The organism is Arthrobacter sp. Soil764, from assembly GCF_001428075.1.
Taxonomy (GTDB): Bacteria; Actinomycetota; Actinomycetes; order Actinomycetales; family Micrococcaceae; genus Arthrobacter.
Genome location: NZ_LMSI01000009.1, coordinates 58,774 through 68,138, shown reverse-complemented (window position 1 = coordinate 68,138; position 9,365 = coordinate 58,774). Strand labels below are relative to the sequence as shown.

Genomic DNA, 9,365 nt, shown 5'->3' with positions numbered 1-9,365 from the left:
GGAACGGGCACGTACAATCCGTCAGGACAGCAGCCAAAACGCGTCGCAGACAACACAGGGCCAGGGACGGCGGAGCCCTGCGGAGCCGGCACTGGACCCAACAGCCGGCCGCGCCAGCGGACGCCCTTATCGGTGTGAGCCCTGGCGAACACCACTCCCCCGGTCCACAGCTACATGCCTGCGCGCATGAAGGAAGGCCGGCACTGTCCGTGTCGGCCTTCCTGTATTTCCCTCGGCAATAAGGAATCTGGGGTGCAGCGTCAGTGCTGCTTTCGGTTACAGCTCGTAGTGTCGGTGGTCTTTCCGGGGCCGGTCTACTGGTCCGGTGGCTGGGCCTGCGGTGAGCAGGCTCAGTTCCAGGATGTCTTCAAGGGGGCTCGCGTCCGGGGCAAGGGTATCGTCTTCGGTCATGCGGAATTGATCTGCCACGCTCGGGACTCCTTGGCTGTACGGGACGGCGGTGTCCTTTCACAGTATCGGCAGTTCCTGCGCGTGGGCTGGAAGTCGCGGCGCCCGCGGAGCGTTTACGCGGCCGGCGGAGCGAAGCGGGGGAGGCCGCCGCGCACCTGGCGAAGATCCCGTGAGGAGGGCCGGACCCCTTTTGTAGTGGAGTCCGGCCCTGTCGAAGCTAGCGCTTCAGGCGGCGGTCATAGGCTTTTTTCGGATCGCGGCTGCAGTCTGCCAGCAGGCCGCGGTTCACCAGTTCGCCCAGCAGTTCCGCCAACCGGTATCCGCCGGTGTCCTCCAGCGCGAGCTTGAAGTACCGGGCAGCGAAGCTGGATTGTCCTTTGAGCCATTCCAGCCAGCCGATCAGGCACAACATGGCGGCGCGCTGCCCTTCCGGGGTCGCTTTCATCAGCTCGAACGCGACTTCCTGTGCCGTGTCCACGCGCGCCCAGTCCGGGCGGGTGAGGAACACACCAAGCATGACGGAGGTGAACTGCTCGGGCGCGTGCGGGACGATGTCGCCCATCATGTAGTCCCGGATGGTGGGGTGCTGCAACGCTCCTGCCAGCTGGTGCGCGGTCTGGGTCGTCAGGCTCTTCGGATCGTCGAGCACCTTTGCCCAGGCAGCACGGCTGGCTTCGAGATCTTCGGGCCAGCCATCGGGCTTGTGCGCGGTGATAGCCTCGCGGGCCGTCTCGTCTCCGGTGAAGGGTGCCGGGGCGATGAAGCCGGTCACGGCGCTGCCCCGGTAGATCAGGGCGGCGTTGCCGTTGCTGGTGGTGATGGTGTCCAGCGACTCATCGGGGCAGCAGTTGGTGTCCGTGCACATGTAGTTCCGCCACAGCTTCGAGCTCACCAGCCATGCGTCCTGCAGGGGCATTCCGGCGGTTTCCAGTTCGGTGCGCAGTGCCTCCACGTGCCCGGCGTATGGGCGGCTGCCGTCGATCGTGCCCTCATCGGTGTAGATGACCAGCAGGCTACCGGTGGCGGCCTCGTCAGCGGTCAGGTAGCTGACGATGGTTTGGGCGTAACCGACGGGATCCTGCCCGAACGGAGCATCCACCCGCAGGGTCGCGCCGATCTTGTTGCCCTGCATGGTCAATGCGACAAAGGACTCCGTGGGGGTCTGCCCCAGCGTGTGCGGAATGAAGGCCAGGACGTCGGCAGGGCCGGTGAATTTGATGAAGTCGTTCATGGTGTTGCTCCTTTGTTGCCGAAAGGGTTGGTGGGTGGGGCGGCTCAGGTGACCGGCCAGCTTCCCCTCTCCCCCCGTTGTTTTGGCTGCTGGCGAAGCTTGCGGAGCTGTGNGTCGTTCATGGTGTTGCTCCTTTGTTGCCGAAAGGGTTGGTGGGTGGGGCGGCTCAGGTGACCGGCCAGCTTCCCCTCTCCCCCCGTTGTTTTGGCTGCTGGCGAAGCTTGCGGAGCTGTGCCCGTGCAGGCCCGTCTACCCGTAAGGGCAAGACCCGGAAAATCTTCGGAGGAAATAAGCGACGAAGGAGCGCCGGAGAAGACTTTTGCGGGGCGCAGGCCCCGACGTAGGAGGGGCTAGAGGGGCCGGAACGGGCACGTACAATCCGTCAGGACAGCAGCCAAAACGCGTCGCAGACAACACAGGGCCAGGGACGGCGGAGCCCTGCGGAGCCGGCACTGGACCCAGGGCAAACGCTACCTGGACGCGGAACGGGCACGTACAATCCGTCAGGACAGCAGCCAAAACGCGTCGCAGACAACACAGGGCCAGGGACGGCGGAGCCCTGCGGAGCCGGCACTGGACCCAGCAGCCGGCCGCGCCAGCGGACGCCCTTCAACTGGTTGGAGCGCAGCGGAAACCAGGGCGAGCCCCGCGAGCCTGCCCTTCACTCCCATGCCACGGACAACCCACCGACACCGCCTCCCTTGGCTTGCCGCCGCCGGCCGCCGCCCGGCACCTGGCTGCTGCGGGATGGGCGGTCCGCCGCCGCCAACCACCAGCGCAAGCCGGCCACGACGGCGGACCGCCCGCGGTGACCGGACCCGAAAGACCGGCCACCCCCGGCCCTATTCGCGGCGGTCGTGCAGCGGAACGGCCCCGTAATGTCCGGCTGCACGGCGGAACCGGGCGTCACTGCTGAAGATGAACGTTCCGCCGAACATGTACCACGGTGCAGGTTCACCTGTCGGGGCGACGGGCTCGGCGTGGACCACGGTCTCGCGGTGGAAGTGCTCGTTTTTGACGAGCCGGACGGCGGGCCGTTCCTCGGTGGCCTCGAAAACCGGGTCGATGCCCTCGCCAATGACGGTTACTTCCATGACTCGGTCGGAGATGCCCCGTTTCGAGAAGTCCGTACCCAGGGAGTCGCGGTAGATCAGGGCGGTGATGCCCATGGGGGCGGTGGTGTCATTGCTCATATGCTAGCTCCTTTGAAAGTCGTGAGGGCTGTACTGCCCGGCTCCGGCCGGGCAGTACAGCGGTTGTCAGTGCTGGTTAGGCGGCGTCCGGCACGACGTAGGGCATCCGGTACCGGCTGGGTAGTTCGGCGGCGGCCTCCGGCAGGTCTTCGGGTCCGTGAGCTTGTCCGTTCTTCCAGTGGAAGAAGGCCTGCTCACTTATCGCGGTCCAGAACCTCGCCTTGGTCCGATAGAAGGTCGTTCGTACGTCGCCTTCGCAGTAGGTGGCCATGCCGAACAGGTTCCCGATCTCGTCGGCGGTACGGATCGCGGCGACCATGACGTACGGCCACTGGCCCAGGTCCCAGCCGTCACATCCCCAGCTGGGGATCACGGCCCAGCCGTGTTCGCTGATGATGTCCATCCAGTCGTAGCCGTCGTTCATGTGGTAATCGACGAGCACGGGCACATCGTGGACCGTTTCGCCGGTGTCGACGGTGGTTACGGTCCTCTTAGTGACTGCGTTCATGTTGGTGTTGCTCCTTTTTTGCCGAAAGGTTGGTGGGTGGGGCGGCTTAGGTGACCGGCCAGCTTCCCCTCTCCCCCGTTGTTTTGGCTGCTGGCGAAGCTTGCGGAGCTGTGGCCGACGGAGGCCTGTCTACCCGCAGGGCAAGGACTGCGGAATCTGCGGAGGAAAGCAGCGACGGAGGAGCGCCGGAGCCGATTCTGCGGGCCGCAGGCCCCGACGAAGGAGGGGCTAGACGGGCCGGAGCGGACACGTACAATCCGTCAGGACAGCAGCCAAAACGTCGTAGACAGAACAGGGCCAGGGCCGGCGGAGCCCTGCGGAGCCGGCACTGGACCCAATAGCCGGCCGCGCCCGCGGACGCCCAAACGGGTGCGAGCCCTGCGAGCATGCACCATCACTTACCCGTGTGGCATGCTCGAAGGTGTAAGCAGCAGGATGTTTACACCCAGGGCAGAGGGCCCATTCCCACCGGTTGTGGCCCTCTGCTTTGCCCTGAACGGCCATTGGAGTGTTGATACGAAGGGAAAGCCGATGGGTCTGTGGAGCTGGTTCGCCCGTCGGCGCACGGCGGCAGCGACTGCTGGTCGCCCCGCCTTCGCAGCGGCCGTCGAGCCGAAGGAACAGGAGCCGTTGACTCCTGAGCAGGTGGCAGATCTGAAAGCCGCGTGGGCCGAACTCGCCGAGGCGGCGAAAGAGTCAGCTGCCACCGGTTTTCATGCCTGCTCACGAGGCGGGAAGCCGTGGCAGGAAGATCCGGCAGCTGTGCGGAGCGTGGCGGCATTGCTGCGCCGCGTCGACGCAGAGGACGCCGCTACGGAAGGTCCTACCGCCAATTAAAAGCCAGCACGGACGTTCGTGCTGGTTTCTCCCTTAGGCTGGGCCCATGGCCGAGTCCCTTCCGCCGGCACTGCACCCACCGGTCGCGGTTGCCCTGGCGAAACTCGTCAAGACCTTCCCCGGCCCCAACGCACTGCCCGGCGGCCTATGGGCCGAACCCAAATGGGACGGTTTCCGCACTACCGCCTTCAATGACGGCGGCAAGGTGACGCTGTGGTCCAGACAGGGCAAGGAACTAACCCGAATCCTGCCGGACGCAGCTGTCGCTCTCGCAGAGCAGTTGCCTCCCGGGGTGGTCCTGGATGGTGAAGCCGTCATTTGGAACCGGGACCGGCTGGATTTCGATGCGCTGCAGCAGCGCATGGTCACCTCAAGAGCCGCGCTTCCCGCCGTGGCCAATGAGCTGCCCGCTTCGTTCGTGGCCTTCGATATTCTGGCCGTTGCAGGGCAGGACACCCGGGGTGTGCCGTTCACCGGGCGCCGGCAGCTGCTCGAGGAGCTCGCCCGGGACTGGGCCCCACCATTGCACCTCTCCCCCATCACCAGGGACATGGACCTGGCGAAGACCTGGCTGCGGGATCTACCCGCGACAGGAATCGAGGGACTCGTGTTCAAAGGCTCCCAACCCTACGAGGCCGCCAGGATCTGGTTAAAGCTCAAGCACAAGGATCTTTGGGACGTGGTCTGCGCGGCCGTAATCGGGTCCCTGGACCAACCACAGGCCATCATCGCCGGCCTGCCCATCGGCGGCGAACTGAAGATTGTCGGCCGCTCCACCGTCCTGACCGCGAAGGCCGGGCGTGAACTGGCCCGGCACCTCCACCCCGCCGGGCCCGGGCATCCCTGGCCCGAAGAGATCAGCGAGTCCTCCCTGAACAGATTCAGCAAGGACAAAGGCCCCGTGCGGCTGACACTTATCGAACCAGTCGTGGTCGAGGTATCAGCCGACGTCGCCTGGTCCGGCACGTCCTTCCGTCACCCCGTCACGTGGAAGCGTGTCAGACCGGAGCTGGACCCTGCAGAGGTCAGGCTACCCCCTGAACTGAACAACAGGCACCGCTGACGACGGCGCTGCGGCGGGTTATACCCAGTGTGGACAGGGCGGTTTCTCACAAACGTCGCAACACCGACGGAAAGTGGTGTTGATTCATGCGCAGTTCGACGCGCCGATCGAGGAAAATGGGGCCTGCGGGCTTGGTTGAGAAGAGACCCTTGTATGTTCAGCTCATGAAAGAAGGGCACTCCAACTCGGCAGCGTGCAGGATTCTTGGTATCCACCAGAACACGGGCCAGCGTTGGTTGCATGGACGCAACGGGGTCGAGGGCCTGGTGCAGCAAGGCTTGGACCCGAGGCCTCGTCAGGCGGTTCCTGCGGCAGGTGGGTCCAGCCGCTATTTGTCAGAGGACGAACGCATCTACATTGCCGACCGCTTGCTGGTTCGGGCGAGTCTTCAATCCATCGCTCGTGATCTTGGGCGGTCGCCGTCCACAATCAGCAGGGAGGTGGCTCGGAATCGTCCCGACTCACGTCGCTACCATCCGTTCCGCGCCCAGAAAATGGCACAGAAGAGAAGACCGAGGCCAAGGCTGGCCAAGCTTGCCGGTGACGACGAGTTGCGGCATTACGTCGTGGAGTGTCTGTCGAAGCGGTGGAGCCCTCAGCAGGTCTGCCGGGCCTTGAAGGAACGGTTCCCGGGAGAAAAGCATCGGCATTTGGCGCACGAAACGGTCTACCGTGCGCTTTACCATTTGAGCATCCGTCCCGTTCCAGCCGGGTCTGCTCGGCTGCTGCGTTCGGGTAAGTTCAGCAGGCGGCCGCGGTCCAGGACCAAGGTGAAGCCACGCCAGTACATTGCTGATGCTCTGAAGATCGGTGACCGCCCAGCCCACATCGCTACCAGAGAAGAAGCTGGCCATTGGGAAGGTGACCTCATCATGGGGAAGGGGAACAAATCAGCGATAGTGACGCTGGTAGAACGCTCTTCCCGGCTCCTCGTCGCCTTTGCGCTCCGCCCAGGAAACAGGTCCGATAACATGCGTGACCAGCTCATTGAGGCGCTCGGGGTCATGCCGGCCACGCTGCGGAGGACCTTGACGTGGGACCGGGGTTCGGAGATGGCCAAGCACGCCGAGGTCACCGCCGTGATTGGAACATCCGTGTACTTCTGCGATCCTGCCAGCCCCTGGCAACGTGCTTCGAACGAGAATGCCAACGGCCTGCTCCGCCAGTACTTTCGTAAGGGTTCAGACCTCAGCACGGTAGAACAAGCTGAAGTCCGCTTCGCCGCTGATGAGATCAACGGACGGCCGAGAGCGGTCCTCGACTGGGATAGCGCTGCCGCACGGTTTGCTTCCCTCCAATCCGTTGCTGCGCTTCAGACCAAGGCGGTTCCCGATGGCATTGAAAACACGGCTCGGCTGCCCACAGCCGGGGACAATTCAATAGGGTTATCAACCGCTACGGCGGCCAAGGAGCTACCCCACGGGCTCCCAATTCCAGCCGTGGATAACCCGAATTGACCCCAACCGTGGACAGCGGAAGACCAGCCGGATCTTCCCGTTGCGGAACCTCTAACGGGTCCTAGGGTTTTGAGGCATCCTGTTCCGCTGTGCGGGTCAGGAATCTGCCTGTCCGCCGAAAATCACGGATGAGAAACCCATCCGCTACGACAATTCCAGCGACCGCCGTTGCCATTAGCACGGCGACGAGATTGTCCCCGCCCAAGGCAAAGTTCAACGCTTGAACAGCGAAGACGCACTGCATCAGCGGCTGCAGGAGCAGTTGCGTGGCCAGTCCCTTCCGTAGCTGCACCGCGGCGGCACGGGTGACCCCAATGTGATCCGGGTCGATGGGGGCTTTCCCGGCAATCTGACGTCGAACCTGCTTCTGTTCCTCACTCTCCAAGGAAAACAGCACATCGATCTTCCCCAAGTTGGCTGCAGGCACCACTTTCTTCGCGTTGTAGATCAGTCCCCCAACAAAGGCAACCACGACTCCTAAGAGAAACCCGGACGCCAGAAGCGTCGGCCACATCTCTGGTGCTCTCGGAAAAGCCAGGATGCCGACCACGGTCACGACCGCGATCAAAGCGAACAGCCCAGCCGGAAAATAGCGGGTGTAGTAAGCTTTCACGGCCTTGCCTAGGCCTTTGTCCTCGATGCCCTGGGATCTTCTTCGGGCGTTTGCCCACCGCTCGTTGGACTCTGCCATGAGATCGTCAATCCCACTCATCGTCTTCCTCCCAAGAATGCAATAAACGCCAGCAAAGACACGAGCGAAAACCCACTGCTAACACCACTGTTCACATGCTCAAATCCTGACCTAATCCCACCACTAAGCCAACCCTCAACGGGACCGTCCTCATTGAAGGGACCAGGCTCGTGACTCGTGCACGTTGTGCGGCGTCGGGTGAGCTGTGCGACTAACGAGTTTCGCTGTCCCTCGTGTTCGACCGAGCTCGCCCGTGCAATCGAAATATCTCCGCCACGACCATCGCAAGGGCCAGAACGAGGAATAGCACTCCTAGGACCAAGTCACCGCCCATGAAGGCCCAGGCCGAACTAGCAAGGAAAAAGAATGCCAAGCCGAAGGCGGCAAAGGATATCCACTTCTGCTGCTTTTCGTTCGGAAAAACACTCATGCTAACTCTCCTGACCTAACACTTCGCGGAGGTTTGATAACCGAAGCCTAGATCAGGCATAGGCAACGGTCTCGTCCCGTAGAGGCACCCGATTGAGAAAAGCAGAATTTGTCCCGTAAGCATCGGTCTCGGACGGCATGACCAGGAGGTTTACACGAGGCCCATTCTCGACGCGTGGTCTTTCTTCCCCTAGGACCCGTCCGGTGACGTACTCCGTAAAGGACCTTTCTCCGACACGCAGAGCCAGTGAGTCGTCCAAGCGCCCGCGGCGCCTGGAACGCCAAACCGGGATACTGTTACCTTCAAATCGAGCCCGTTGCGACGATCGTTGGAAACTGCCCAGCTTTGAGATTCATCCTCCGGTCTCCACCTGCCCACAATGGGCATAACCCGCTCCGGTATCCGGGTGGAGAAAGGCCTTTGTCGTACCCCCACCCCATAGTTGATGGAAGCGGCACCCATTGGATGCCGCTAAAATTTTCCAGTGTCGTTCGAACATATATTCTAGTAAGCGTGGTAGTGAGTCCCGAGCAGGCCAAGGCGCTGCACGCGCGGTACTCCAGGCGTGCGCAGCCATTCGGGCTCACCCTGGAAGAGCTTGATTTCAAGCACTTCCCGGTCCACAACATCTACCCAGGAATTCCAGTCATGGCTTGGCTGCGGTTCCCCAACTGTGCCGAGCTCGTTGAGGGCGAGGTGTTTGCCTGGACGGCGAAGGCCGTCGAGGTCAGATGGCAGGACGGACCCCTGACCTACCGCACCTGGGTCTGGGCGTCCGCGGTCTCTCGCCGCGCCGGAGAAAGCAACAGGAACCTAGGAGAACGCGTAAAACGTGACAGCAACAGCCAATGAAACAACGTCCCTGAGGATCCCGGTCGATATGCGCTTCAGCCCCACCGGCCGGCCCCTGGCCGTCCGGTATGACGGGCGCCTATGGGTGATCACCGAAGAACCATTGCACTGGTTCGAGCGGGACTCCTGGTGGCAGACCCGCACCAGCGCACCTGTCGGCATCGGGAACATCGTTGACATCGAGTTCTGGCGCGTACAGGTCAAGCTCTCCTCCAACTCAGCGCTGCGGACCTTCCTGCTGCGCCGTGAACCCGCCTCCACTCAATGGCTGTTGGACTCCATCACCGATGCCAACTGAACCGTACCGCTCCCCTATCCCGCCTCAGCTCTGGGACGCTATCCGCGATGAGTTCGGGCTGCCGGCACTGGGCCAGGTCCGGGACCGGCTCGAAGCCGGCTCCCCGTATCCGGAACCGGTGCTGCGACAGCTCGTTCGCGTCTTCATCGACGAAGGGACCTTTTGTCCCGGATTCCAGTTCCTGCCGGACATGTCCCTGAACCCGGTGGTCGTAGATCTGTTTCATCGCGCAGTAGAGCTGAAGATCCCGCACAACTACTTCGCGCTGTGGATGGTGACGCCTTGCCACGTCCTGGACGGGGCGCGGCCAGTGAACCGGTGCCAAGAGAAGCACGGTCCGGCGCTGCTGGCAGCGATGGAAAGCACCGTGGCCAGGGCAGTTGCCTAGGATATG

11 protein-coding genes are annotated in these 9,365 nt (G+C 63.0%); 6 read left to right on the top strand and 5 right to left on the bottom strand.

Annotated elements, in window-relative coordinates:
- Positions 1-276: 276 nt before the first annotated feature.
- The 4 genes from ASG86_RS20740 to ASG86_RS07250 form a co-directional block, all read right to left on the bottom strand.
- Positions 277-429, bottom strand: coding sequence for a hypothetical protein (locus ASG86_RS20740; protein ID WP_200946192.1), 153 nt, complete (start codon positions 427-429; stop codon positions 277-279).
- 199 nt (positions 430-628) lie between these two features.
- Positions 629-1,642 carry a DUF4192 domain-containing protein gene (locus ASG86_RS07260; RefSeq protein WP_056332035.1) on the bottom strand — a complete coding sequence of 338 codons (1,014 nt, stop codon included), beginning with the start codon at positions 1,640-1,642 and terminating at the stop codon, positions 629-631.
- An 842-nt stretch (positions 1,643-2,484) separates the two neighbouring features.
- Positions 2,485-2,835: a hypothetical protein gene (locus ASG86_RS07255; protein ID WP_056332033.1), complete on the bottom strand. Its 351-nt coding sequence runs from the start codon at positions 2,833-2,835 to the stop codon at positions 2,485-2,487.
- Positions 2,836-2,911: 76 nt separating this feature from the next.
- Positions 2,912-3,343 (bottom strand): hypothetical protein, encoded by a 432-nt coding sequence (locus ASG86_RS07250; RefSeq protein WP_056332031.1) that lies wholly within the window; start codon positions 3,341-3,343, stop codon positions 2,912-2,914.
- 531 nt (positions 3,344-3,874) lie between these two features.
- Here ASG86_RS07250 and ASG86_RS07245 point away from each other — a divergent pair.
- The 3 genes from ASG86_RS07245 to ASG86_RS07235 all read left to right on the top strand — a co-directional run bounded on the left by ASG86_RS07245 (position 3,875) and on the right by ASG86_RS07235 (position 6,700).
- A complete protein-coding gene (locus tag ASG86_RS07245; RefSeq protein WP_082566705.1) occupies positions 3,875-4,180 on the top strand; it encodes a hypothetical protein in 306 nt (101 codons plus the stop codon).
- A gap of 46 nt (positions 4,181-4,226) precedes the next feature.
- Positions 4,227-5,243 (top strand): ATP-dependent DNA ligase, encoded by a 1,017-nt coding sequence (locus ASG86_RS07240; protein ID WP_056332029.1) that lies wholly within the window; start codon positions 4,227-4,229, stop codon positions 5,241-5,243.
- A gap of 164 nt (positions 5,244-5,407) precedes the next feature.
- Positions 5,408-6,700: an IS30 family transposase gene (locus tag ASG86_RS07235; RefSeq protein ID WP_200946190.1), complete on the top strand. Its 1,293-nt coding sequence runs from the start codon at positions 5,408-5,410 to the stop codon at positions 6,698-6,700.
- A gap of 61 nt (positions 6,701-6,761) precedes the next feature.
- Here ASG86_RS07235 and ASG86_RS07230 read toward each other — a convergent pair whose 3' ends face one another.
- A complete protein-coding gene (locus ASG86_RS07230; protein ID WP_056332025.1) occupies positions 6,762-7,412 on the bottom strand; it encodes a hypothetical protein in 651 nt (216 codons plus the stop codon).
- 928 nt (positions 7,413-8,340) lie between these two features.
- Between ASG86_RS07230 and ASG86_RS07220 the strand changes: the two genes are divergently transcribed.
- The 3 genes from ASG86_RS07220 to ASG86_RS07210 are packed head-to-tail and all read left to right on the top strand — an operon-like array spanning position 8,341 to position 9,359.
- Positions 8,341-8,673, top strand: a complete 333-nt coding sequence (locus ASG86_RS07220; RefSeq protein WP_056332063.1) for a hypothetical protein — start codon at positions 8,341-8,343, stop codon at positions 8,671-8,673.
- A 28-nt stretch (positions 8,674-8,701) separates the two neighbouring features.
- Entirely contained in the window at positions 8,702-8,971 is a 270-nt protein-coding gene (locus tag ASG86_RS07215) for a hypothetical protein (RefSeq protein WP_056332021.1), read from the top strand.
- Positions 8,961-9,359, top strand: coding sequence for a hypothetical protein (locus ASG86_RS07210; RefSeq protein WP_056332019.1), 399 nt, complete (start codon positions 8,961-8,963; stop codon positions 9,357-9,359). Before ASG86_RS07215 ends, ASG86_RS07210 begins: the two co-directional genes overlap by 11 nt.
- Positions 9,360-9,365 lie beyond the last annotated feature (6 nt).

Excerpts from the sequence above, each read along its gene's own strand:
- ASG86_RS07260 (WP_056332035.1), bottom strand. The coding sequence starts at position 1,642 with ATGAACGACTTCATCAAATTCACCGGCCCTGCCGACGTCCTGGCCTTC.
- ASG86_RS07255 (WP_056332033.1), bottom strand. The coding sequence starts at position 2,835 with ATGAGCAATGACACCACCGCCCCCATGGGCATCACCGCCCTGATCTAC.
- ASG86_RS07250 (WP_056332031.1), bottom strand. The coding sequence starts at position 3,343 with ATGAACGCAGTCACTAAGAGGACCGTAACCACCGTCGACACCGGCGAA.
- ASG86_RS07245 (WP_082566705.1), top strand. The coding sequence starts at position 3,875 with ATGGGTCTGTGGAGCTGGTTCGCCCGTCGGCGCACGGCGGCAGCGACT.
- ASG86_RS07240 (WP_056332029.1), top strand. The coding sequence starts at position 4,227 with ATGGCCGAGTCCCTTCCGCCGGCACTGCACCCACCGGTCGCGGTTGCC.
- ASG86_RS07235 (WP_200946190.1), top strand. The coding sequence starts at position 5,408 with ATGAAAGAAGGGCACTCCAACTCGGCAGCGTGCAGGATTCTTGGTATC.
- ASG86_RS07230 (WP_056332025.1), bottom strand. The coding sequence starts at position 7,412 with ATGAGTGGGATTGACGATCTCATGGCAGAGTCCAACGAGCGGTGGGCA.
- ASG86_RS07215 (WP_056332021.1), top strand. The coding sequence starts at position 8,702 with ATGCGCTTCAGCCCCACCGGCCGGCCCCTGGCCGTCCGGTATGACGGG.
- ASG86_RS07210 (WP_056332019.1), top strand. The coding sequence starts at position 8,961 with ATGCCAACTGAACCGTACCGCTCCCCTATCCCGCCTCAGCTCTGGGAC.